Origin of the sequence: Pseudomonas sp. TH21, from assembly GCF_016651025.1 — a bacterium.
Taxonomy (GTDB): Bacteria; Pseudomonadota; Gammaproteobacteria; order Pseudomonadales; family Pseudomonadaceae; genus Aquipseudomonas; species Aquipseudomonas aylmerensis.
This window is the reverse complement of record NZ_JAEKEQ010000001.1, coordinates 6045555-6070214: the sequence shown is the minus strand read 5'-3', so window position 1 is coordinate 6070214 and position 24660 is coordinate 6045555. Positions and strand designations below refer to the sequence as shown.

The window sequence follows — 24660 nt, the reverse complement described above, 5'->3', positions numbered from 1 at the left end:
GTTTTGCCCGGTTCTCTGCTTCAATCAGCGTTCACGATTCTCTAAAGGCAGGCTTACGCCATGGAAATCTCTGGAAGCAGCGCGTTTTACTCGGGCCTGAGCAGCATTCAGACCGGGCAGAACCGTGTCGACCAGGCCGCCGGCAAAATTGCCAGCGCCGCGACTACCCAACCGTCGGATGCGCAGATCGATCGTCTTCGCGCCAACGACCGGGCCCAGCCTTCCAACTCGGCCAGCAATATGGTCGAAATGGCCGAAGGCAAGTTTCAAGTGGAGCTGGGCGCCAAAGTCGCCAAGGCTTCGGATGAAATGCTCGGCACGCTGATCGACACCTACGCCTGATCCCCTCTTTCCAGGTAGGCCGGTTCTTCTGTGGGAGCTGGCTTGCCTGCGATACCTCTACTCGGTCCCCTTGATACACCGCGGCGCCTGTAAAGCAGGCAAGCCAGCTCCTGCGGTTCTGTTTCTCTCCTGAGCGCCTTGTGGCATCCCGCCGCAGGCCTTGCCGTGCCTGGCATTGATGCGCGTCATGACAAACGGCGTCGGGACGATGCTTGACAACCCCAGGTCGTAAACGTATGTTTCAAACACCTGTTTGACCGCCACAACAAATCCATGCGGTTGTTCATTCCAGATTCATCAGCAGAGGTTTATCGCTATGCCTGACTACAAGGCCCCCTTGCGTGATATTCGCTTCGTTCGTGACGAACTGCTCGGTTATGAAGCGCACTATCAGAGCCTGCCGGCTTGCCAGGACGCTACCCCGGACATGGTTGACGCCATCCTCGAAGAAGGCGCCAAGTTCTGTGAGCAAGTGCTGGCACCGTTGAACCGCGTGGGCGACATCGAAGGGTGTACCTGGAGCGAGTCAGGCGTTAAGACCCCTACCGGTTTCAAAGAAGCCTACAAACAGTTCGTCGAAGGCGGCTGGCCAAGCCTGGCCCACGACGTCGAGCACGGCGGCCAAGGCCTGCCGGAATCCCTGGGCCTGGCGGTCAGCGAAATGGTTGGCGCGGCCAACTGGTCGTGGGGTATGTACCCGGGCCTGTCCCACGGTGCGATGAACACTATTTCCGAGCACGGCACCCCCGAGCAGCAAACCGCTTACCTGACCAAGCTGGTGTCGGGCGAATGGACCGGCACCATGTGCCTGACCGAGCCACACTGCGGCACCGACCTGGGCATGCTGCGCACCAAGGCTGAGCCTCAGGCCGACGGTTCCTACAAAGTGTCCGGCACCAAGATCTTCATCTCGGCCGGTGAACACGACATGGCCGACAACATCGTCCACATCGTGCTGGCCCGCCTGCCGGATGCACCGGCGGGTACCAAAGGTATCTCGCTGTTCATCGTGCCCAAGTTCCTGCCTAACGCAGACGGCTCGATCGGTGCGCGCAACGCAGTGACCTGTGGCTCCCTGGAACACAAGATGGGCATCCACGGCAACGCCACCTGCGTGATGAACTTCGACGCGGCCACCGGTTTCCTGATCGGCCCGGCGAACAAAGGCCTGAACTGCATGTTCACCTTCATGAACACCGCTCGCCTGGGTACCGCGCTGCAAGGCCTGTCCCACGCCGAGATCGGCTTCCAGGGCGGCCTGAAGTACGCTCGCGACCGCCTGCAAATGCGTTCGCTGACCGGCCCGAAAGCCCCGGACAAAGCCGCTGACCCGATCATCGTGCACCCTGACGTGCGCCGCATGCTGCTGACCATGAAAGCCTTCGCCGAAGGTAACCGTGCGATGGTGTACTTCACCGCCAAGCAAGTGGACATCGTCAAGTACGGCACCGACGAAGACGCCAAGAAACAGGCTGATGGCTTGTTGGCCTTCATGACTCCGATCGCCAAGGCGTTCATGACCGAAGTCGGTTTTGAATCGGCCAACCACGGCGTGCAGATCTACGGCGGCCACGGCTTCATCGCCGAGTGGGGCATGGAGCAGAACGTTCGCGACAGCCGCATCTCGATGTTGTACGAAGGCACCACCGGCATCCAGGCACTGGACCTGCTCGGTCGTAAAGTGCTGATGACCCAGGGCGAAGCGCTCAAGGGCTTCACCAAGATCGTGCACAAGTTCTGCCAGGCCAACGAAGGCAACGAGGCCGTCAAGGAATTCGTTGCGCCGCTGGCCGCGCTGAATAAAGAGTGGGGCGAGTTGACCATGAAGGTCGGCATGGCCGCGATGAAAGACCGTGAAGAAGTCGGTGCGGCGTCGGTGGATTACCTGATGTACTCGGGTTACGCCTGCCTGGCCTACTTCTGGGCCGACATGGCACGCCTGGCCGCCGAGAAACTGGCTGCCGGCACCACCGAAGAGGCGTTCTACACCGCCAAGCTGCAAACTGCGCGCTTCTACTTCCAGCGCATCCTGCCACGGACTCGTACCCACGTGGCCACCATGCTGTCGGGCGCCAACAACCTGATGGACATGAAAGAAGAGGACTTCGGCCTGGCTTACTAAGCCTTACCGGGTTGTCTGAACAAACCGCCGCGCCCTTTGAGGCGCGGCGGTTTTTTTATGCGTGAGAAAAAACCGCAGTAATGCGCTCAGGGATTGCCGCAGGCTGCCGTTAAAGTGATGGCAATGTGATACATGTCACACAGGTTGTGCTTAACTGTCTGCGTGAAGGCACAGTGCCATTACTTCTTTGCGGGTCGGAGCTTTACCCTTGTCACGCGTGTCCGCTGTACGTTTCAGTCATTTTCTCCCTTCGTTGCTGCTCTTGCTGGCCGGGCTCTCGGCTGCGTACGTCAAGGATCTCAACGTCTTCTTCACCTCGCTGTTCAACGTGCTGCCGACCCTGGTGCTGTTGCTCGGCGGTTCGTACTGCGCGGTGTATCGCCGCCAACGTGAACTGTTCTTGATGATCACGGTGTACATCGCCTATTTCCTGCTCGACACCCAGACTGACTTCTACCGTGACAATGGGCGCGTGCGCGAAGACGCCGCCGTGGTGTTTCACTTGTGTTGCCTGTTGTTGCCACTGCTTTTCAGCATCTACGCGCTCTGGCAGGAGAAGACCCACCTGTTCCGTGACTTCGTCGCCCGTGGCGCGGTGCTGCTGGCGGTCGGCAGCGTGGCATTGGCGCTGGAGCAAAGTTATCCCCAGGCGGTGCTGAACTGGCTGGCAGAGATTCGCTGGCCGGCGCTGCATGGCACCTGGATGAGCCTGATCCAGCTGTCGTACCCGATGTTCCTGATCGGCTTCCTGACCCTCGCCGCCCAGTACTGGTACCAGCCGCGCCCGCTGCACGCGGCGCAACTGGTGGGGTTGCTGGGGTTGTTCTGGATGCTGCCGCAAACCTTCATCCTGCCGTTTACCCTGAACATCATGTGCAGCCAGGTGATGCTGATGATCGCCGCCGGCGTGGCCCACGAGGCGTATCAAATGGCCTTCCGCGACGAGCTGACCGGCTTGCCGGGGCGCCGAGCGCTGAATGAGCGCATGCAGCGCTTGGGGCGCAACTACGTGCTGGCGATGAGCGATGTCGACCACTTCAAGCGCTTCAACGACACCCACGGCCATGACGTTGGCGACCAGGTGCTGCGCCTGGTGGCGAGCAAACTGTCCAAGGTCAACGGCGGTGGGCGTGCCTATCGCTATGGCGGTGAGGAATTCGCCGTGGTGTTCGCCGGCAAGACCCTGGATGAGTGCATGCCGCACCTGGAAGAGATTCGCGAGATCATCGCCGACTACGACATCAAGCTGCGCAACTCGGACCGTCCCCAGGACGATCATCAGGGCCGTCAGCGCCGTGCCGGCAGCGGCGCATCGAGTGTGTCGGTGACTATCAGCATCGGCGTGGCCGAGCGCCAGGTCGAGCAGCGCACCCCCGAAGAGGTGCTCAAGACCGCCGACCAGGCGCTTTACGCCGCCAAGGGCGCGGGGCGTAACTGTGTGGTGGCGGCCGGGCAAACCCGACGTGGCGCCGTGCGCACGGAGAGTGCTGCCGGTTGAGTGATGGCGCTGTATTCATCGGTTCTACAATGATTGTCCGGGGCACCGGCCGGCAGTAGGTTAAAACCATCTGCTGCCGGAGACATTGCCATGCCTGAGTACAAAGCTCCTCTGCGCGACATGCGCTTTCTGATCGACAACGTGTTTGATTTCCACGGCCACTACGCGGCCTTGGGCGCGACGGATGCCAGCCCGGACATGGTCAGTGCCATCCTCGAAGAAGGCGCCAGATTCTGCGAGAACGTGCTCGCACCGCTCAACCGCAGCGGTGATGAAGAAGGCTGCCATTTCGACAATGGCGTGGTCACCACGCCCAAGGGCTTCAAGCAGGCCTTCGCCCAGTATGTGGAGGGCGGCTGGCACGGCGTGGCGGCGGATCCGGCCTACGGTGGCCAGGGCCTGCCGCAATCGCTCGGCCTGGTGCTCAGCGAGATGATCGGCTCCAGCAACACCTCCTGGGGGATGTACCCGGGCCTGACCCACGGCGCGATGTCGGCGATCCACGCCCACGGCACCGACGAACAGAAAGCCACCTTCCTGGACAAACTCACCGCCGGTGAATGGACCGGCACCATGTGCCTGACCGAAGCCCATTGCGGCACCGACCTGGGCCTGATCAAGACCCGCGCCGTGCCCCAGGCAGATGGCAGTTATGCGCTCACCGGGAGCAAAATCTTCATCTCGGCCGGCGAGCACGACATGAGCGCCAATATCATCCACCTGGTGCTGGCCAAGCTGCCGGATGCGCCGGCGGGTACCAAGGGCATCTCGTTGTTCATCGTGCCCAAGTTCCATGCCGATTCGGGCGAACGCAACGCGGTGCACTGCGGCTCCATCGAGCACAAGATGGGTATCAAGGGTTCGGCCACCTGCGTGCTCAACTTCGACGGTGCCAAAGGCTTCTTGATCGGCGAGGCGAACAAAGGCCTCAACTGCATGTTCACCATGATGAACCATGCGCGCCTGGGCACCGGCATGCAGGGCTTGTGCAATGGCGAGGCGAGCTTCCAGGGCGCGGTCAAGTACGCCAACGACCGTCTGCAAATGCGCTCGCTGACCGGCGCCAAGGCCCCGGAAAAACCCGCCGACCCGATCATCGTGCATGCCGATGTACGCCGCATGTTGCTGACCATGAAAGCCTTCAACGAAGGCAACCGCGCGCTGACCTATTTCACCGCGCAATTGCTCGACACCGCGCACCTGGGCAGCGACGCCGGCCAACGCCAGGAGGCCGAAGACCTGCTGGCGTTCCTCACCCCCATCTGCAAGGCCTTCATGACCGACACTGGGCTGGAGGTGACCAACCACGGCATGCAGATTTTCGGTGGCCACGGCTACATCCGCGAATGGGGCATGGAGCAACTGGCCCGCGATGCACGGATTGCACCGATCTATGAAGGCACCAACGGCATCCAGGCCCTCGACCTGCTGGGACGCAAAGTGCTCGGCAGCCAGGGCAAGTTGTTACGCGGCTTTACCAAAATTGTGCATAAGTTCTGCGCGGCGAATGCCGAGCATCCGCAGCTCAAGGCTTATGTGGCGCAACTCAATCAGTTGAACCAGGAGTGGGGCGAGTTGACGGTGAAGGTCGGCACCGCCGCGATGAAGAACCCCGATGAAGTCGGCGCAGCGGCCGTGGATTACCTGATGTACAGCGGCTACATCATCTTGGCCTACTTGTGGTTGCGTATGGCAATAGCGGCTCAGGCACACGACGACGCCGAGTTCGCCCAAGCCAAACTGGCTACCTGCGACTTCTACTTCAAGCGTTTGCTGCCGCGTACAGCGACTCACCGCGCCGCTGTGGAGGCGGGCAGCGAGTGCCTGATGAGCTTGCCGGCCCAGTTGTTTGCACTGTAGGCACGGATTCTCCAAGCGCTAACTGCGCAGCGGGCTTGCTTCGCGAAGGTCATGTGTCAGAAGCACCTGAGGTGACTGACACAGCGCCTTCGCGAGCAAGCCCGCTGCCGTATTAGACTCACGTGTGACTCATAAATACTGAATGGTCACGAATGGACCCTATGTGTCTCAAAAGTTGTTCAGTTACACTCGGAGCCTGTAAAACCGATCCTACCGAATTACTTTTAACGTTCTCACGAGGTTTGCCATGGCTGATTACAAAGCGCCGCTGCGTGATATGCGCTTCGTCCTCAACGAAGTTTTTGAGGTCGCCAAGACTTGGGCCCAATTGCCGGCATTGGCAGACACCGTTGACGCCGAAACCGTAGAGGCAATCCTCGAAGAAGCCGGCAAAGTCACCGCCAAATCCATCGCCCCGCTCAGTCGCGGTGGCGATGAGCAGGGTTGCCGTTGGGCGGACAGCGTAGTCACCACGCCGGATGGTTATCCACAGGCCTACAAAACCTACGCCGAAGGCGGTTGGGTGGGCGTAGGCGGTGATCCGATCTTCGGCGGCATGGGCATGCCCAAGGCGGTGTCGGCGCAGGTCGAAGAGATGATCAACTCCTCGAGCCTGGCATTCGGCCTGTACCCGATGCTGACGTCCGGCGCCTGTGTGTCGATCAACACCCATGCCAGCGAAGAACTCAAGGCAACCTACCTGCCGAAGATGTACTCCGGCGAGTGGGCCGGTTCCATGTGCCTGACCGAAGCACACGCCGGGACCGACCTGGGCATCATCCGCACCAAGGCCGAGCCTCAGGCGGACGGTTCCTACACGATCAGCGGGACCAAGATCTTCATCACCGGTGGCGAACACGACCTCACTGAAAACATCATCCACCTGGTGCTGGCCAAACTGCCGGACGCGCCGGCTGGTCCCAAGGGCATCTCGCTGTTCCTGGTGCCGAAATTCATGGTCAATGCCGACGGCAGCCTGGGCGCGCGCAACCCGGTGACCTGTGGCTCCATCGAACACAAGATGGGCATCCAGGCGTCCGCCACCTGTGTGATGAACTTCGACGCAGCCGTGGGTTACCTGGTGGGCGAGCCTAACCGTGGGCTGGCGGCGATGTTCACGATGATGAACTACGAGCGCCTGGGTGTGGGTATCCAGGGCCTGGCGTCGGGCGAGCGCTCCTACCAGAACGCGATTGAATACGCGCGCGACCGTTTGCAAAGCCGTGCGCCAACTGGCGCCCAGGCCAAGGACAAAGTGGCCGACCCGATCATCGTCCATCCGGACGTGCGTCGCATGCTGCTGACCATGAAAGCCGCCAACGAAGGCGGCCGGGCGTTTTCCACCTACGTGGCGACACAACTGGACATCGCCAAGTTCAGCGAAGACGCGGCGGCGCGCGAGCATGCCGATAACCTGGTGGCGTTGCTGACGCCGGTGGCCAAGGCGTTCCTCAGCGACCTCGGCCTGGAAACCACCGTGCTCGGCCAGCAGGTGTTCGGTGGCCACGGTTACATCCGTGAGTGGGGCCAGGAGCAGCTGGTGCGTGATGTGCGCATCACGCAGATCTACGAAGGCACCAACGGCATCCAGGCGCTGGACTTGATGGGGCGCAAGATCGTCGGCAGCGGCGGCGCGTTCTACCGGTTGTTCGCTGATGAAATCCGCCAGTTCATCACCACGGCGGGCGCCGAGTTGGGTGAGTTCACCCGTCCGCTCAGCGCAGCGCTGGATAACCTGGATGAATTGACCGCCTGGGTGCTGGATCGCGCCAAGGCCAACCCGAATGAAATCGGCGCGGCATCGGTGGAGTACCTGCACGCCTTTGGCTACCTGGCGTATGCCTATATGTGGGCGCGCATGGCCAAGGCGGCGTTGGGCAAGGAAGCTGAGGAAGATTTCTACGCCAGCAAACTGGGGACTGCGCGCTTCTACTTTGCCCGCCTGCTGCCACGTATTCATTCACTGAGTGCGTCGGTCAAAGCCGGCAGCGAATCGCTGTTCCTGCTGGATGAAGCCCTGTTCTAACGGCGTGGAGGCCGTGTAAGCATTCTCTTACATGACGTACTGCTATTCGTCCTCTATCGCCAAATTGGATCCACGGATAATCTACTTCACATGGACGTCGCGCAGGAAGCGCAAAGCAACAACACGGACACGTAGGATTCTGCCAGGACGGCGGAGTGAAATGGATGTCAGGGAAACAGTCTGCAAAGCCCCGCTTCGGCGGGGTTTTCTTTTGCCCGCGAAAAAGTCCGGACCGCCCACTTCACGGCTGTACCGGTGGGGCGTTCATCACGTCTTCCAGCAGCGTGCGCAGCAATGCCACCGTCGCCTGCTGGCGCTGCACATCGCGGCACACCAAACCTACCTTCAATGGCACCCTGGGTTCACTCAAGGGTTTCCACAGCAATGCCTTGCTGTTGTGCTCGTCCTGCGAGCGCCCCGGTAGCACGGTGGCCAGCTTGGTATGTGGCAGGCTGTCGAGAATTCCCACCATGGTATTCAGTTCGGCCTGTACCTGCGGCCGGCGCCCGAGGTTGGACAACTGGCCTTGCCAGATCTGCCGCACCTGGAATTCTTCGCCCAGCAGCAACATCGGCAACTCGGCCGCCTGTTTCAGCGAGACTTTCTTGAACTCCCGCAAGGGGTGGTCTTCAGGGATGACGACCTTCAACTCATCTTCATACAGCAGCACGCCGTGCAGGCCTGGCTGGCGCGGCGGCAGGTAGCTGATGCCGATGTCCAGCGAGCCGTTGAGCAGGCGGCGCTCGATCTCCAGCCCGGTCAATTCGTAGATCTGCACCACAAGGTGCGGCTGGGCCTTGCGCACGCGTTCAAGCATTTGCGGGACCAGGCTGGTGTGCACGGTTTGCAGCACGCCGATGGCCAAGGTGCGCATGGCCTGGCCCTTGAAGTTGCGCAAGGCTTCGACGGCCTGCTGCATGCCATCGATCAGCGGCAGGGCGTGGTTGTACAGGGTGTGGGCGGCGAGGGTCGGCAGCAAGCGCTTGCTGCTGCGCTCGAACAGGCTCACATCGAGGTTCTGCTCCAACTGGCGAATCTGTTGCGACAACGCCGGTTGTGAGATCGACAGGCGTTCAGCCGCGCGGCCTACGTGGCCTTCTTCATACACCGCGACGAAATAACGCAGTTGCTTGAAATCCATAAGTCTTTCTTATCGAAAAAGCTGGAAAATCGAAATGGCCGTTGGCCCCCGAGACGCCTAGTCTAGCGCCTATTCGCAGGGCTTACAGGGCCGGATCGGGCAATGAACAGTGTTTATGTTGATGGTATTTACATAGGCAACGCAAAAAACCTCAAGGCCGTGAGTGCAGGGGTGACCCACCATGGTGTGCTTGCCATCGGGGGTGAAGTGTGAACCTATTCAATCTGCGCCGCCCTGTGCCGAGCCTCGACGACCTGATCGAGGACGCCTCCCACCACGACCTGTCGAGTGACTGCCTGATGCCCACCGTCGCGCGGCCTGCCCAGGTCTTCGTACGCGGCCAGGGCTCATGGCTGTGGGACAGCGACGACCGTGCCTACCTGGATTTCAGCCAGGGCAATGCCGCCAACAGCCTCGGCCACAGCCCGCAGGTGCTGATCAAAGCCTTGGCCGACCAGACCCAGGCGCTGATCAATCCCGGTATCGGCCTGCATAACCGTGCCCAGCTCAACCTTGTCGACCGCCTGTGCCACCGCACCGGCAGCGACCAGGCGTACCTGCTCAACAGCGGCGCGGAGGCCTGCGAAGCGGCGATCAAGCTGGCGCGCAAATGGGGCCAACTGCGCCGGGGTGGCGCCTACCGCATCATCAGCGCCAGCAGCGGTTGCCATGGCCGCAGTTTTGCCGCGATGGCTGCCTCTTCGAACGCCGGTGAAAACCGCTTTGAACCGCAACTGCCGGGCTTCAGCCATGTGCCCTTTAACGATCTGCCGGCGCTGCATGCCGCCGTCGATGCGCAAACCGTCGCGATCATGCTGGAACCGATCCAGAGCGAAGCCGGCGTGATCCCTGCGACCGAGCACTACCTCAAAGGCGTCGAGCGCCTGTGCCGGGAACTGGGGATCCTGCTGATCCTCGATGAAGTCCAGACCGGCCTCGGTCGTTGCGGCGCCTTGCTCGCCGAACAGCAGTACGGCGTGCGCGCCGACATTCTTACCCTCGGCAAAGGCCTGGGCGGCGGCGTCCCGTTGGCGGCACTATTGGCGCGTGGCAAAGCCTGTTGCTTTGCGGCGGGCGAGTTGGAAGGCACCCATCATGGCAACGCGCTGATGGCCTCGGCCGGGCTGGCGGTACTCGATACGGTGCTGGGGCACGGTTTTCTTGAACAGGTGCGTGAGTCGGGTTGCTACCTGGGCGAAGGCCTTGCCCGCCTGGCCTATCGTTACGACCATGGCCAACTGCGTGGCCACGGCCTGATCTGGGGACTGACCTTGTCGGATGATTCTGCGGATGCAGTGGTAAAAGCCGCACTGCATGAAGGCCTGATCCTAAACGCGCCACAACCCAACTGCCTGCGTTTCACCCCGGCCCTGACGGTGAGCAAGAGCAACATCGACGAAATGCTCCTGCGCCTGGCCCGTGCCTTCTCCCGCGTGCGCACAGCCCAACTGCAATGCCGCAAGGGCATCGCCGTTTAAATCCTGATTCTCGAACCGTCTCGCGGCATACGCGGCGCCTCCAGCCTGATTCTTTTGGCTGGGGGCGTTTTTTTGTCGGTGAAATTTTTGGATTGAAAAGGTTGATTGAGCGTCAGTGAAAACAATGGCTTTTTAGCGGACGTCGGCAAGGAATGCCGACCGGGCACTCATCAAGCAGCTTCGTGAAAGCAGTCATGTGAGCCAACCAGTTTTCGCCCGCTACCTGAACACCAGCGCCTCAACGGTGAAAAAATGGGAGTCTGGCGAGAAACAACCCAGCGGCATGGCGCTAAAGCTGCTGAGCATCGTGCGAAAACACGGGTTGCAGATCCTGACCTGAAGGATGGCCCAGTGCCAGATCCCACTGAACCCTCACGAACGCCCAAGGTCGATTAGCTAGACGGCTCACACGAGCCGATTTTCTGGAGCTGATCCCATGGATTTCATTCGTATCATCATCGCCATTCTGTTGCCGCCACTGGGTGTGTTCCTGCAAGTAGGTTTCGCCGGCGCGTTCTGGCTGAACATCCTGCTGACCCTGTGCGGCTACATTCCCGGCATCGTGCACGCGGTGTACATCATCGCCAAGCGCTGAGGCCGTCAGCCTTTTGCGATGAGCCTTGAGTTGCGCTCATTGCGAAAGGCCAGTTGCTCGATGGTCTGGGTGGCATGTTCGGCTTCTTCCCGCGCTTGCAGGATGATGCCGTGCTGCTCGGACTTGCTGCACACCGGATCGGCGTTGCTCGCATCCCCCGTGAGCATGAAGGCCTGGCAGCGGCAGCCACCGAAGTCCTTCTCTTTTTCGTCGCATGAGCGGCACGGCTCGGGCATCCAGTCGTAGCCGCGAAAGCGGTTGAAACCGAACGAGTCGTACCAGATGTGCTGCATGCTGTGGTCACGCACATTCGGAAATTGCACCGGCATCTGTCGGGCACCGTGACAGGGCAGGGCAGTGCCGTCCGGTGTCACAGTCAGGAAGATGCTGCCCCAGCCGTTCATGCAGGCTTTCGGGCGTTCCTCGTAGTAATCCGGCGTCACGAATATCAGCTTGCACGGGTGGCCTTCGGCTTCCAGTTTGGCGCGGTATTCGTTGGTGATGCGTTCGGCACGCACCAGTTGCTCGCGGGTCGGCAACAAGCCCACACGATTGAGTTGCGCCCAGCCGTAGAACTGGCAGGTGGCGAGCTCGACGAAGTCCGCCTCCAGCGCAATGCACAGCTCGATGATGCGGTCGATCTTGTCGATGTTGTGCCGATGGGTGACGAAGTTCAGCACCATCGGGTAGCCGTGCGCCTTGACCGCGCGGGCCATTTCGAGTTTTTGCGCGAAGGCTTTTTTCGAGCCGGCCAGCAGGTTGTTCACCTGTTCGTCGCTGGCCTGGAAGCTGATCTGGATATGGTCCAGGCCGGCCTTCTTGAAGTCGCTGATCTTCTGCTCGGTGAGGCCAATGCCGGAGGTAATCAGGTTGGTGTAGAAGCCCAGCCTGCGTGCTTCCGCAATCAACTCGGCGAGGTCCTGGCGCACCAACGGCTCGCCGCCGGAAAAGCCCAGCTGCGCGGCCCCCATCTCACGCGCCTCGCGAAATACCTTGAACCACTGTTCGGTACTCAGCTCCTTGCCCTGCTCGGCGAAATCCAGCGGGTTGGAGCAATACGGGCACTGCAACGGGCAGCGGTAAGTCAGCTCGGCCAGCAGCCACAACGGCAAGCCGACGGGCGGCTTGTCAGGCAAGGGTGATCCAGTGCTCAGCACGGGCGACCTCCATGAACTGCTCGATGTCTTCACCCAGCTCCGGTACGCCGGGGAATTGCCGCTCAAGTTCGGTAATGATCGCGGCGACATCGCGATCGCCGTCGATCAGGCCACCGATCAGCGCGGCGCTGTCGTTGAGCTTGATCATGCCCTCGGGGTAGAGCAACACATGGCCTTTCTGCGCCGGTTCATACTGGTAGCGATAGCCCTGGCGCCAGGTCGGTTTTCTGCTGCGATCGAAGCTCATAGGGTGATCCCTTTATGCCAGACCCGCTGCTCGGTCACGCTGTGATACGGCGGGCGTTTCAATTCATAGGCCATGCTCATGGCATCCAGCATGCTCCACAGAATGTCGAGTTTGAACTGGAGAATTTCCAGCATGCGTTCCTGGCCTTCGCGGGTGGTGTAGTGCTGCAGCGTGATCGCCAGGCCATGCTCGACATCACGCCGAGCCTGCCCGAGGCGGGTGCGGAAGTACTCATAGCCGGCGGGGTCGATCCACGGGTAATGCTGCGGCCAGCTGTCGAGGCGCGATTGGTGGATCTGCGGCGCGAACAGTTCGGTCAGCGAGCTGCTGGCGGCTTCCTGCCAACTGGCGCGGCGCGCAAAGTTGACGTAGGCATCCACCGCAAACCGTACGCCGGGCAGCACCAATTCCTGGGAGCGCAGCTGGTCCGGGTCAAGGCCGACGGCCTGGCCCAGGCGCAGCCAGGCTTCGATGCCGCCGTCTTCGCCGGGCGCGCCGTCGTGGTCGAGCAAGCGCTGGATCCACTCGCGGCGGATCTCGCGGTCCGGGCAGTTGGCCAGGATCGCGGCGTCTTTCAACGGAATGTTCACCTGATAGTAGAAGCGGTTGGCGACCCAACCCTGGATCTGCTCGCGGGTGGCGCGGCCTTCATACATCGCCACATGGTAGGGGTGATGGATGTGATAGAAGGCGCCCTTGGCGCGCAACGCGGCTTCGAATTCGGCTGTGGTCAGCGGTGTGTCAGTCATTTCGATCACTCCTACAATTCAATGCTCATGCCGTCGTAAGCCACTTCGACATTGCGTCGCCCCAGCTCGGCGCGCTCGGGGGAGTCTTCATCGAGGATCGGGTTGGTGTTGTTGATATGGATCAGCACCTTGCGCTGCTTCGGCAGCTGTTCCAGCACCTCAAGCATGCCGCCGGGGCCGTTTTGTGCCAGGTGCCCCATCTCGCGACCGGTGCGGGTGCCGACGCCACGGCGCTGCATTTCGTCGTCGTCCCACATCGTGCCGTCCACCAGCAGGCAATCGCTGCCAGCCATGATTTCCAGCAATGGGGCGTCGACCTTGCCCAGGCCCGGGGCGTAGAACAGTTTGCCGCCGGTGCGCAGGTCTTCGACGATCAGGCCGATGTTGTCGCCTGGGTGCGGATCGAAGCGGTGCGGCGAATAAGGCGGCGCGGCGCTGCGCAACGGCAGCGGGGTGAAGCGCAGGTTGGGGCAGGCCGGGATGGTGAAGCTGGCGTCCAGTTCGATACGGTTCCAGGCCAGGCCACCGTTCCAGTGGGTGAGCATGGTGAACAACGGGAAGCCGGTGCTCAGGTCTTCATGGACCATGTCGGTGCACCACACCTGATGTGGGCAACCTTCGCGCAGGCTCAGCAGGCCGGTGGTGTGGTCGATCTGGCTGTCCATCAGGATGATTGCGCTGATGCCGGTGTCGCGCAGGGCGCGGCCGGGTTGCATCGGCGCAAAGCCCTGGAGTTGCGCGCGGATATCCGGCGAGGCATTGCACAACACCCAGTTCACGCCGTTGTCGGAAATCGCGATGGACGACTGGGTGCGCGCCTGCGCCCGCAGGCTGCCGTCACGAAAACCCGCGCAGTTCACGCAGTTGCAGTTCCACTGCGGGAAGCCACCGCCGGCGGCGGAACCTAGAATCTGGACAAACATGGCCGCTCCATCAAGCAAAGCTCAAAACAAAAACGCCCCGGGCGAACCGAGGCGTTGTATTACCCAGCGGATTAACGGCTGGCGAAGTACATGGTGACTTCGAAACCGATGCGCAGATCAGTGTAAGCAGGTTTGGACCAGGTCATATTCTTACTCCTACGAAGGGATGGGACATTCACTACCAAGTAATACATATAGTCCACCTCCAGTCGGAGATGTTCAGAGGTGTGCGTATGAATGTTACGCAATTCTTTTCAAGTTAGCGCTGTCTCGGTAACAAAAGCCTTTTGCAAAGGCGGCAATGATCAGCCTGGCACTTGCCAGGCATCGTTGATTCGCGGGCCGTTGGCGATGCAGCGCCAGCCGCCTGCAGCACCCTCGAGCTGTCGGGCGGCGTGCAGCAGGTCTTCGCGTGTGCAGGCCTGGATCGCTTGTTGGAGGCGCGTGAGGTAATCCGACGGATGGCCGGCCAAATACGCCTGCCAGAGCAGTTCGGCGGCGTGGGCGATGGGCAGCGCCTGGACCGTGAATTGTTGCGCCAGGGCCTGGTTATCCAGCGGGCGGCTGTCGATCAGCGCAGGCAACTGCGCCAGGAAAACCTGCAGGTGCTCAAGGATCCCTTCAAGTGAAACGCTGGGGGATTGCACGCCAAATAGCAGTCCGATTTGCCCGTTGATTTGTCGGATGCTGCTGAACACTGCGTAGCCTAACTGCAGCTCGACGCGCAGACGTTGGTAGAAGGGGCCCTGGAGCAGGTGCCCGAGCAATCGCCACGCGGCTTCGTCCGTCAGGGACTGGGTCGGCGCAGGGCAAAACAGCAGCAACGCCGCCTCTGCGGAGTCGGTGTTCAGTTGATGCCAGAGATGTTGGCCGCTGATGCTGGTGCACGTGGATTCCAGTCGCGCAGCGTGCCCGGGCAAGCGCGCGGCCGCGGCCTTGATCGCCACTTCAGAGGCGGGCGATAAACCAACGCCCAGCCCTTGCCAGCGTGCGGTGGCCCAGGACATGGGTTGCTCGCTGGAGACGCTGACGCCGGCGGTGCAACAGGCAGGGAGCGCCTTGAGCAATGCCCGGATCGCCAGCATCAGTGTCGGGGCGCTGGGTGCCTCTTGCGGTTGATTCAAGTCGAGCGCCAGCGCCTCGAGTATCGCTGGCATCGGCTCTAGCAGCCCGATCAGCTTCACCAGCCAGTCATTGCCGACAGTTTCGAAAGACATTTCCACACCTGCCTGACGAGCATTCTCGCGCAGCGCCTGCAAGGTGCTATCCAGCCCGGCGGGTACGGCAGCCTCAAACCGCCAGTGCAGGTAGAGCGCGCCCTCATCGCTGTCATTCGCCAACCCTTGGTTGAATGTCAGTGCCGACAGCTCTCGCCGCCCCCGCGAACGGTCTTGGGCAAAGGTGCGCAAGCCCCGGTGGGCGCTGGTTTGGCCACGAATCAGGCCGGCGCGCTCGTCCTTGACGGGAGGGCGCAGGAACGGATTGTTGGGCGGCAGTTGCCAGGCCTGTTCGCAGGACGGTAGGTGCAGGGTCTCCAGCAGGATCTTGAGGGCCGCGACATCCTCATCCGTCAGGCCTTCACTGTCGTGCCGGGCCAGGGCCAGTGCGCCTTGCACCTGCTGTTGGCGCGTTGCCAGCAGGGCGAATTCTTCTCGCAGTGAAGCCCAGTCGCTGTGTGCGAAAAAGCTCAGCCAGTCGTAAAGCAATGCCTCGACGTGTGTCGCCGAAGCGCTTTGGTTCGCGAGCGTGAAGTCGATATCCAGCACTGCTTGCCCGGCAAAGTGGTAAAGCACCGACGCCTGCACTGCGCTGGCGAGTTTTCTTGCCTTCAGTTCCGCCAACAGGCCGCCCGGTGCCGAGGCGTTTAGCCAGGTGCAGAGAAAATCCAGTGCTTCGCGGGGAGCCCTGCAGGTAATGACCTGGTGCAGGTGGTTATCGGCGACATGTTGATAACTCGCTGCCTGGCCTTGCGCCAGTGGCGGCGGCTCGACTTGGGGCTGCAAAGGCCCGGAGGTCAGGGCTGCGCTGAACTGCTGCGCCAAGGCTTGCAAGTCTGCCAGCGACTGGGGGCCGGCAAGGCTCAACGTCATCTGCCCGCTGCGATAGAACCCTTGGTGGAATGCCCGCAACGCTTGCTGAAAAGCCTCACGCTCCACCGGCAGACTGTCGCGGTTACCTGCATGAAAACCCCGCAACGGATGATCCGCCGCCAGGCCTGCCAGCAACGCAACCTGCTGTTGCGCCTGGGCATCCTGGGACCAGGCCACATACTCGGCGTGCAGGACTTCGCGCTCACGCAACTGGTCTTCGACCGTCAGGCGCGGGTGAGTCAGCATGTCTGCCAGCCGCTCCAAACCCTGCGCCAAGCTCGCCACCGGCAACTCGAAGAAGAACTCCGTGGTGCGCTCGCGCGTGCTGGCATTGATTTGGCCACCCTGGCGTTGCACGTAGGCCATCAAGCCTTCGCCCGTGGGAAAACGCTCAGTACCGAGAAACAACAGGTGCTCCAGAAAATGCGCCAGCCCCGGCCATGCCAGCGGCACATCATGGCTGCCGGCAGCCACCCGCAAGACCGCCGCACTGCGCTTCAAGCGCGGCGCATGGTGCAGGGAAACCCGCAGGCCGTTGGCCAGGGTCAGGTGTTGGCGATGAGGGTGGGCCGGCGCAGGCATGGGCACTTCCGAAACAAGAGAGGTGCCTATGCTAGCAAACCCGCAGGATCAGGGCTTGTGCAGTGCGCCGTACAGTTCGGGGCGGCGGTCTTGCAGGTAGTGATTGGCGGCGCGCGCGTCGCGGATCGATTGGTGATCCAGCGTGCCGACAATCAAGGCTTCATCCAGGCCTGCCTGGGCGATTCGCTGGCCGTCCGGCGCGGCGATGCTGCTTTGCCCACAGTACTGAATCTCGTCTTCATGCCCACAGTAATTGGCGTAGGCCACGTAGCACTGGTTCTCGAAGGCGCGTGCCCGCACCGTCACGTCGGCAACAAAGTCGAACGGCACCATATTGGCCGTGGGTACCAGGATCAGCTCGGCTCCGGCGAGAGCCAGCCGGCGGGTGTTTTCCGGGAACTCCAGGTCGTAGCAGATCAGGACGCCGAGCTTCCAGCCATTGAGCTCGACCAGCGGCCAATCATCGCCGCCGGCACTGAACATCGAGTGGTCCAGGTCGCCAAACAGGTGGGTCTTGCGGTAGTTGCACAAGCGCTGGCCGTGGGCGTCGATCAATTGCACGGCGTTGTAGATCTGTCCGTCTTCGGCGCGTTCCGGGTAGCCGTACAGAATCGCCAGGCCAGCGCTTTGCGCCATTTCGGCAATTGCTTGAGCCGATGGCCCATCCTGCGCTTCGGCCAGGGCGCCAACCGCCTCGGCGCCGATGTTGTAGCCGCTGAGAAACATCTCTGGCAGCACCAGCACATCGGCAGCCGAAGCTTCATGCGCCAGTTGGTGCAGACGCTTGAGGTTACCGGCCACATCCAGTGGCAACGGCGGGCATTGGTACAGGGCGACACGCATCCTCAACTCCTTAGTCCGCCAGGGCGATCGGGCCGATCTCGTCGAATACATCACCCGGCCCGGGATTCTCGGGGTGAGTGCTGCCGCCAAAGTGGGTCATGATGCCCCACACCGCGTTCAGCGAGGTCTGTACCGCGCCCTCGACCCAGGCTGGGGTCCAGGACACGTCATCGCCGGCGATAAAAATCCCACGTTGTTCAGCGGGCATGTCCTTCTGCATGAAGTGCGCATACATCCGCTGGTTGTAGCGATAGTGACCCGGCAGCGCGCCCTTGAAGGCCCCGAGAAAGTGCGGGTCGGCTTCCCAGGACACGGTGATCGGATCGCCGATGATGCGTGCCTTGATGTCGACGTTCGGGTAGATCTTTTTCAGCGCGTCGAGGGCCAGCTTCACGCGTTTATCGATAGGCTGCGGCAGCATTTTCAACGCGTCGCTCATCCATGAGTACGACAGGCAGATCACGCCGGGTTTGTCGTCGCCGTTGTCGAACAGATAGGTGCCACGGGTCAGGCGATCGGTGAGGGTCATGCTCATGAGGTCGCGGCCGGTTTCCGGGTCTTTGTCTTTCCAGAACGGGCGGTCGACCATCACGAAGGTTTTCGACGACTGCATGTAGCGCGTGCGGTCGAGGGCCATCCACATCTTTTGCGAGAACAGGGTTTCATCGCACTCGATCTGGGTGGTCAGCAGCCAGCTTTGGCAGGTGGTAAGCACGGCGGCGTATTCGCGCGTGTCGCCGTAGTTGTCGGTGACGGCAAAGCGGCCATCGGCAGCGTGGGCGATGCGCTTGACCCCGGCGCGCGGCGCGCCGCGGTGCAACGAGCTGAGGCTGGTGCCGGCCGGCCAGTGGGCGCAGCGCTCCGGTACGTGACGCCAGATGCCCATCGGCACCTGGGCCACGCCGCCGACCACCAGGTGCTGGTGGTCGTCGCAGTTGGTCATGACCACGCGGAAGATTTCCAGCATTGAGTTGGGGAAGTCAGAGTCCCAGCCGCCGGTGCCGAAACCGACCTGGCCGAACACTTCGCGGTGCAGGAACGAGAGCTTGGCGAATGCCTTGGAGGTGGCGACAAAGTCGTAGAAAGTGCGGTCGTCCCACAGTGGCACCAGCTTGTTCCACAGCGCTTTGAGGCGTGGCACGTCACGGTCGCGGATCGCCTGCTGGATATCCCCGAACTGTGAGCCGGCTTCCAGGGCATCCGCCCACGCATCGGCGACTTCCTGGAACAGCACCGGCAAGTCTGAGAGCTTTTGGGCGTAATGGGTCTGGCCTTCGAGGTCGATCACCGTGCTGCCGGACGCCGGCGTCAGCGGGTTGGGGAAGGGTTTGGTCTCCAGGCCCAGCTTGTCGACATAGTGATAAAACGCGGTGGACGACACCGGGAAGCGCATGCCGCCCAGCTCGGCGATGATGCCTTCGGCGCCTTCGAAGGCCTGGGAGCGCAGGCGGCCGCCCATCTTCGAGGCTTCGTACACCACCGGTTTGAGGCCCAGTTTCATCAGCTCGTAGGCAGCGACCAGGCCGGCGATCCCGGCCCCGACGATCGCCACTTCGGCGCCATGGTTGGCGGCGGGAATGCTGCCCAGCCCGGCCGGGTGTTCGATCCAGTCATCGAAGGCAAACGGAAAGTCCGGGCCGAAGATGGTGATGGGTTTCTTGCCGTCTGCGGGGTGACGATTGGTCTTGCTGATGGTGCTGGACGGAATGCTCATGGCTGACCCTTGCTGACGACTCGGCAGGACGTGACCCGCTGAGTATAGGAAAAGATGGCAGCCAGTTTAGGGAGCGTTGCGCTCGTTAATAAGACGCAATGTGTCGTCGGAATGAATTGGTTTCAGTCAATATGACGAGGTTTCTGGTCAAATTGGTTGGCCGCGGTCCAATTTGTTACTGAGGATGATCGAGGTGGTGGTTTTTTCCACACCGTCGACACTGCCGATCTGGTCCAGCAGTTGGTCCAGTTGCTCCGGCGAATCGGTGCGCAGCCAGGCGACGTAATCGAACTCACCACTCACTGCACACAGCTGCTGCACCTGGGCCATGGCACTCAACTTGCGCAGCACCTCCTTGCCCGAGCGCGCCTGTACGGTGATCCCGACATAAGCCTGCAAACCGCCATCCACGACACGCTGCCCCAGGCGTACGCCGTAACCGGTGATCACCTGGGTTTTCTCCAGCCGTGCCAGGCGCGACGTCACCGTGGTACGCGCGATGCCCAGCTGCCGAGCAAGCATGGCCACGCTTTCACGCGCGTTGATCTGCAGGGCGGCGATCAGTTGACGATCGATTTCATCGAGGACGGGCAAGGGCAAAGCTCCAGAGCGGACGGCAATGGAGTGGCATGTTACAGGCTTGCGTCCTGGAACCGCACGTTCGGTTCCAGGCTGCGCTCAGCTCGCGGCGGGCGCCTTGCACACCTTCGCCGCGGCGGGGTCGACGGGCACAAACGAATCGACTGCGCCGGGCTTCAACACCACGTAGCCACGCCGCCAAGGCTGGTTGTCGATGAGGTTCCAGCGATGGCCTGAGCCGGTGTTGTCTTCGGCGACCAGCACTTCGCCGGGATGCAACGTGAACGTCTCGCCACCCCGCGTAGCGAACGCCAGGGTGCCGGACAGTGTCATCACGTACTGCGGCTCCGGGTCGTTATGCCAACCGTAAGCGGCATGCGCCGGGCTTTGCTTGAAGTGAATGGCGGTGACGTCATTGCGCATGTTCTGGTCGATGCTGCCGACCAGGACGTGCGACGCATTGTCCGCGCCCGTACACAGTTTGAACGCCTTGATCGTGGCCGGGGCGGGCGTTGCTGCATGGGCGCAGCTGAAGGTCGCAAGGGTGATGGCGAGGGCGCTGCCCAGGTTGAACAGGGGGCGGATGAGCGCGTGCGGCGAACGTGGGGCTTGAGGCATGGAGCCGGTTTCCTCGTACTGAAGTCGTTATTGATCGCCGGCCATGGTCTGCGTCGCAGCTGGCGCGGACAATTAACAAATCTTTCATTGCCGAGGTCGAGCGCAGCAGCGCCCCGAATTTGCAGGCGCCAGAAACGACGAAAGCCGCGCAATGCGCGGCTTTCTTGTTTGGTGGGCCCACACGGACTTGAACCGTGGACCAAAGGATTATGAGTCCTCTGCTCTGACCAACTGAGCTATAGGCCCTAAACAGGTCGCGGATTATAACGATGGTTTCTCCACTGTGCTATCCGAAAAGTCCTCAAGGTCCATACGAAGAAACGTCGCTGCAAAAAGCTCCGGTGGCAGGGGCAGGCTGACGATGTAGCCTTGCATCTGTTCACAGCCCTCGGCGGCGAGGAATGCCTGTTGAGCAGGGTTCTCCACACCTTCGGCGATGATGGTGAATTGCATGCTGTGGCCCAAGGCAATGATGGCGCGCACGATCGCGGCGTCGTGCGGGTCGTCGGGCAGGCCGCGGACGAAGGATTGGTCGATTTTCAGGAAGTCCAGCGGCAGGCGCTTGAGGTAGCTGAGGGACGAGTAGCCGGTGCCGAAGTCATCGATTGCCAGCTGTACGCCCAGGCGTTTGAGCTGATGCAGGACTTCCAGCGCTTCTTCGGCCTGGCTCATGATGAAGTTTTCGGTGATCTCCAGTTGCAGGCAGCCGGGGTCGAGGCGGTAGTCATGCAGCAGCTGTTCGATGCGCCCCAACAGGCCGGGGTGACGCAGTTGCGCGCCAGCGAGGTTGACCGACAGCGGGCCGAAATCATCGAAGGCGGATTGCCAGGCATGCATTTGCCGGCAGGCCTGCTCCAGCACCCAGTCGCCAATCTGCAGGATCATGCCGTTCTCTTCGGCCAGGGCAATGAAGTGTTCGGGCGGTACGTCGCCAAAGGTGGGGTGACGCCAGCGAATCAGTGCTTCGGCGCCGATCAGTTCGTGGGTTTCCAGGCTGAGTTTGGGTTGGTAATACAGGCTCAGCTCGTCGCGCTCGATGGCGCGGCGCAGTTCATGTTCCAGCGCCACGCGCTCGTTGGCCTGGGCGGTAAGGTCGCGGGTGTAGCTTTCGACGCGGTTACGGCCCTTGGCCTTGGAGCGGTACATTGCCGCGTCGGCGTTTTTGACCAAGGTGGCGACGTCGGTGCCATCCTGGGGATAGAGGCTGGTGCCAATGCTGGCGCTGATGAAAAACTCGTGTTCGCCGGCCTGGAAGGGCGGCGTGAAGCAGGCCAGCAGCTTGTTCGCCAGGTACTGGGCGTCGCTGGCATGTTGCAGGCCGGGGAGCAGGATGATGAATTCATCACCGCCCAGGCGCGCAACGGTGTCGATGTCGCGCAGTTGCTCCTTGAGGCGCACCGCGATGTCTTTGAGCAGCAAGTCGCCGATCGGATGGCCGAGGCTGTCGTTGATATGTTTGAAGCGGTCCAGGTCGAGAAACAGCACGGCACCCTGTTTGCCGGTTTCCTGATGGCCATTGAGGGCGGCCTGCAGGCGGCTCTCGAACAGGGTGCGGTTGGGCAGACCGGTCAGTGGATCGTGGTGCGCCTGGTAGTCGAGACGGGCCTGGGCCAGTTTGAGGCTGGAGATATCGGCAAAGACGGCGACGAAGTGCGTGATCATCTGGTCGCGGTTGCGCACGGCGCTGATGGTCAGCCAGCTGGGGTACAGCTCGCCGTTCTTGCGCCGGTTGGAAATCTCGCCCTGCCAGTGCCCCTGGGCAGTCAATTGGTGCCACATCGCGGCGTAAAACGCGCTGTCATGCAGGCCGGAGGCGAGCAGGCGCGGTGTATTGCCAAGGGCTTCAGCCTCGCTGTATCCGGTGATTTCGCTGAAGGCGCGGTTGACGGCGCTGATGTTCTGCCGAATGTCGGTGATCAAGACGCCTTCGGCGGTGCTTTCAAACACCGTCGCGGCCTGTTGCAGTTTTTCCTGCATCAGCTGGCGTTCGGTAATGTCGCGGGCGATGGTCAGCATGCAATCTTCACCGGCAATCGGCAGCGGGCGGCTGGACACTTCACATAGCCGGATCTGCCCGTCGCTGCGGCGGATATGGCAGATGAAGTCACGCACAAAACCATCGCGGTGCATCAACTCCAGCATGTGCTTGCGCTCGTTGAGGTCGACCCAGATGCCCAGGTCCAGGGTGGACTGGTCAAGGGAGGTGGCACTGTTGAAGCCGGTGATGCGGCTGAAACCATCGTTGACTTCAATCAGCAGGCCATCGCGTTGCCGGCTCAGCAGCAAGCCGTCAGGGGAGGCGTGAAAGGCCTTGGCGAACTTCTCCTCGGAGGTTTGCAGTTGTTGCTGGGTTTCCTTGAGTTGGGTGATGTCGCGCACCACCACCACCAAGGCTTCGGTGGTGTCGAGCTGGAACGGCTCGGCCGAAATCAGCCCGGTGAACGCCTGGCCGTTACTGCGCCGGAACGGCATTTCGAGGTTGCGGATACTGGTGGTTTGCACCCGTTTCAGCAGGTCGGGGCCGATGCCCGGGATGCCCCAGATATTCAGGGACGTCGCAGTTTTGCCGAGCACTTCCTCGGCCGTCAGGCCAACCTGGTCCTCGAACGCTTTGTTGACCTCCAGCAGGCAGCCATCGGACAGCCGCGCGATCACCAGAATGTCCGGGCACTGCTGGAACACGGAGGCAAACTTCTGCTCGGACAGTTGCAGCGCCTCCTCGGTGCGCTTGGCTTCGCTGATGTCGATCATCAAGCCGCGCAGTACCGGTTCGTGGCCGTGTTCGATCAGGCTGACAATGTCGCGCACCCACAGGCAGCGACCGTCGGCAGTGATCACCCGGTAATCGACACTGTGATCGCGGCTGGCGCGGGTTTCGCGGTAGCAATAGGCTTCGGTCCGCGTCAGGTCGGCCGGGTGGATGATGTTGCGCCAGAAGCCCGGAATCAGCCAATGCGCGCGTGGATAGCCGAGTAATTCCTCGGCATGCGGTGAGACGTAGCTATAGGTGAAGTCGGTGACGCTGGCTTCCCAGGCAATGGCGGACAGGCTCTCCACCAGCCCGCGATAGTGATATTCGCTGCTGCGCAGTTCCTGTTCGAGGGCGACACGGCGGGAAATTTCCGAGCTGAGCCGGCGATTGATCCGAATCACGATGGCCAGGACGGTGCTCAGCAACAGCACCGCAGGCAGGCCGTACATCAGCAGATCGGTCCAGAATGTGCGGTGATCGGTGAAGCTGCCGACCCAGTGTTGCTGGATCGCGTCGGTTTCCTGCGGGCTGAGGTCGGCCAGGACCTTGTCCAGGATGCCCACCAGCATTTTGTTGTCTCGTGGCACGCCCATCGCCAGTTGGTAGCGATAGGGAGTCTCGCCGCTGACGTACAAACCATCCAGTTTGAGCTGGCGCAGGCTCCAGACGCTGGAGGCCAGGTCGCCGACCACCGCATCCACCTCATCGGTCGCCAGGGCCTGCAACGTCGAGCTGACGTTTGGCATGGCCACCAGGTTGAGGTCGGGATGGTGAGTGCGCAGCAGCTCATGGGGAGCGTAGTTCTCGACCACGGCAATCTTCAGGCCGTAGAGGTCCTTCAGGGTGCGGGGAGTCGCGCCGCCTTCATGGGCCAGGATGACGATAGGGAAGTCCAGGTACGGGCGCGTGAACGCCATGTAGCCCTGGCGCTCCGGCGTGGACATGATGCCTGGCAGCAGGTCGAGCTGGTTGTTGCGGGCCTGCTCCAGCACCGCGCTCCAGTTCACTGGCTCGATCAGCTTGACCCTCACACCGAGGCGGTCCTGGATCAGGCGCACGTAATCCGCCGCCAGGCCTTGGTAGCGGCCGTTTTCGTCGCGGTATTCAAAAGGTGGCCACGACGCGTCCACCCCCAGGCGCAGCTCCTGATGGTCCGCCAGCCAGCCACGCTCATCATCAGTAAGAGTCAACGCGCCAGCCGTTGCGGTCCAGGTCAGCAGCGACAGCAGTAACACAGTCGGCAATCTGGGCATAACGGTCTCGTTATGGCACGGGGAATGTTTCGAGTGTAGACGGGCATTGCGGGGGAGGGGTGGTGCGGGGGCAGTTAATCTGTCGAGTTAA

General features: G+C 61.7%; 19 protein-coding genes, 1 tRNA gene and 1 pseudogene. 8 read left to right on the top strand and 13 right to left on the bottom strand.

Translation table 11 applies throughout. The features are described 5' to 3' along the window. Nucleotides 1–60: 60 nt before the first annotated feature. The 5 genes from JFU04_RS26980 to JFU04_RS26960 all read left to right on the top strand — a co-directional run bounded on the left by JFU04_RS26980 (nt 61) and on the right by JFU04_RS26960 (nt 7848). Nucleotides 61–342 carry a pyrroloquinoline quinone biosynthesis protein PqqE gene (locus JFU04_RS26980; RefSeq protein ID WP_065904687.1) on the top strand — a complete coding sequence of 94 codons (282 nt, stop codon included), beginning with the start codon at nt 61–63 and terminating at the stop codon, nt 340–342. A 316-nt stretch (nt 343–658) separates the two neighbouring features. Beyond that, complete coding sequence (locus tag JFU04_RS26975; protein ID WP_065904685.1) at nt 659–2464, top strand: phenylacyl-CoA dehydrogenase; 1806 nt, start codon at nt 659–661, stop codon at nt 2462–2464. Between the two features lie 208 nt (nt 2465–2672). Continuing rightward, complete coding sequence (locus tag JFU04_RS26970) at nt 2673–3962, top strand: GGDEF domain-containing protein (protein WP_065904681.1); 1290 nt, start codon at nt 2673–2675, stop codon at nt 3960–3962. A 90-nt stretch (nt 3963–4052) separates the two neighbouring features. Next, nucleotides 4053–5822, top strand: a complete 1770-nt coding sequence (locus JFU04_RS26965; protein WP_201146009.1) for an acyl-CoA dehydrogenase C-terminal domain-containing protein — start codon at nt 4053–4055, stop codon at nt 5820–5822. A gap of 247 nt (nt 5823–6069) precedes the next feature. Then, nucleotides 6070–7848 (top strand): acyl-CoA dehydrogenase C-terminal domain-containing protein, encoded by a 1779-nt coding sequence (locus JFU04_RS26960; RefSeq protein WP_106802465.1) that lies wholly within the window; start codon nt 6070–6072, stop codon nt 7846–7848. Between the two features lie 241 nt (nt 7849–8089). On the opposite strand, the gene JFU04_RS26955 is transcribed toward JFU04_RS26960, so the two are convergent. Then, complete coding sequence (locus tag JFU04_RS26955; RefSeq protein ID WP_065904676.1) at nt 8090–8989, bottom strand: LysR family transcriptional regulator; 900 nt, start codon at nt 8987–8989, stop codon at nt 8090–8092. 209 nt (nt 8990–9198) lie between these two features. Between JFU04_RS26955 and JFU04_RS26950 the strand changes: the two genes are divergently transcribed. The 3 genes and pseudogenes from JFU04_RS26950 (at nt 9199) to JFU04_RS26940 (ending at nt 11062) form a co-directional block, all read left to right on the top strand. Next, a complete protein-coding gene (locus tag JFU04_RS26950) occupies nt 9199–10467 on the top strand; it encodes an aminotransferase class III-fold pyridoxal phosphate-dependent enzyme (protein ID WP_201146008.1) in 1269 nt (422 codons plus the stop codon). Nucleotides 10468–10636: 169 nt separating this feature from the next. Continuing rightward, a pseudogene (locus tag JFU04_RS26945) lies at nt 10637–10807 on the top strand (helix-turn-helix domain-containing protein); the annotation flags it as partial. A 96-nt stretch (nt 10808–10903) separates the two neighbouring features. Then, nucleotides 10904–11062, top strand: a complete 159-nt coding sequence (locus JFU04_RS26940; RefSeq protein WP_007904205.1) for a YqaE/Pmp3 family membrane protein — start codon at nt 10904–10906, stop codon at nt 11060–11062. 5 nt (nt 11063–11067) lie between these two features. Here the strand turns inward: JFU04_RS26940 and pqqE are convergent, their stop codons facing one another. From pqqE to JFU04_RS26880, 12 genes are all read right to left on the bottom strand, one after another. Beyond that, nucleotides 11068–12198 carry a pyrroloquinoline quinone biosynthesis protein PqqE gene (pqqE, locus tag JFU04_RS26935; protein ID WP_201146007.1) on the bottom strand — a complete coding sequence of 377 codons (1131 nt, stop codon included), beginning with the start codon at nt 12196–12198 and terminating at the stop codon, nt 11068–11070. After that, nucleotides 12191–12466, bottom strand: a complete 276-nt coding sequence (gene pqqD / locus JFU04_RS26930) for a pyrroloquinoline quinone biosynthesis peptide chaperone PqqD (RefSeq protein ID WP_106802467.1) — start codon at nt 12464–12466, stop codon at nt 12191–12193. The genes pqqE and pqqD overlap by 8 nt, the downstream gene beginning before the upstream one ends. Continuing rightward, nucleotides 12463–13215: a pyrroloquinoline-quinone synthase PqqC gene (pqqC, locus tag JFU04_RS26925; RefSeq protein WP_017138042.1), complete on the bottom strand. Its 753-nt coding sequence runs from the start codon at nt 13213–13215 to the stop codon at nt 12463–12465. The genes pqqD and pqqC overlap by 4 nt, the downstream gene beginning before the upstream one ends. An 11-nt stretch (nt 13216–13226) precedes the next feature. After that, complete coding sequence (gene pqqB, locus JFU04_RS26920; RefSeq protein ID WP_201146006.1) at nt 13227–14138, bottom strand: pyrroloquinoline quinone biosynthesis protein PqqB; 912 nt, start codon at nt 14136–14138, stop codon at nt 13227–13229. Nucleotides 14139–14209: 71 nt separating this feature from the next. Then, the gene (pqqA, locus tag JFU04_RS26915) at nt 14210–14284 is read right to left on the bottom strand and encodes a pyrroloquinoline quinone precursor peptide PqqA (RefSeq protein ID WP_003194766.1); all 75 of its coding nucleotides are present in this window, start codon (nt 14282–14284) and stop codon (nt 14210–14212) included. A gap of 159 nt (nt 14285–14443) precedes the next feature. Beyond that, nucleotides 14444–16810 carry a pyrroloquinoline quinone biosynthesis protein PqqF gene (gene pqqF / locus JFU04_RS26910; protein WP_201146005.1) on the bottom strand — a complete coding sequence of 789 codons (2367 nt, stop codon included), beginning with the start codon at nt 16808–16810 and terminating at the stop codon, nt 14444–14446. Between the two features lie 48 nt (nt 16811–16858). Further along, on the bottom strand, nt 16859–17653 hold the full coding sequence (locus tag JFU04_RS26905) for a carbon-nitrogen hydrolase family protein (RefSeq protein WP_201146004.1): 795 nt from the start codon (nt 17651–17653) through the stop codon (nt 16859–16861). A 10-nt stretch (nt 17654–17663) separates the two neighbouring features. Further along, the gene (locus JFU04_RS26900) at nt 17664–19346 is read right to left on the bottom strand and encodes a flavin monoamine oxidase family protein (protein ID WP_065904799.1); all 1683 of its coding nucleotides are present in this window, start codon (nt 19344–19346) and stop codon (nt 17664–17666) included. A 168-nt stretch (nt 19347–19514) separates the two neighbouring features. Beyond that, nucleotides 19515–19961, bottom strand: coding sequence for an Lrp/AsnC family transcriptional regulator (locus tag JFU04_RS26895; protein WP_065904662.1), 447 nt, complete (start codon nt 19959–19961; stop codon nt 19515–19517). 84 nt (nt 19962–20045) lie between these two features. Then, complete coding sequence (locus JFU04_RS26890; protein WP_201146003.1) at nt 20046–20564, bottom strand: hypothetical protein; 519 nt, start codon at nt 20562–20564, stop codon at nt 20046–20048. A 169-nt stretch (nt 20565–20733) separates the two neighbouring features. Then, a tRNA-Ile gene (locus JFU04_RS26885) sits at nt 20734–20810 on the bottom strand. Nucleotides 20811–20825: 15 nt separating this feature from the next. Then, nucleotides 20826–24569, bottom strand: coding sequence for an EAL domain-containing protein (locus JFU04_RS26880; protein ID WP_065904658.1), 3744 nt, complete (start codon nt 24567–24569; stop codon nt 20826–20828). Between the last annotated feature and the right edge of the window lie 91 nt (nt 24570–24660).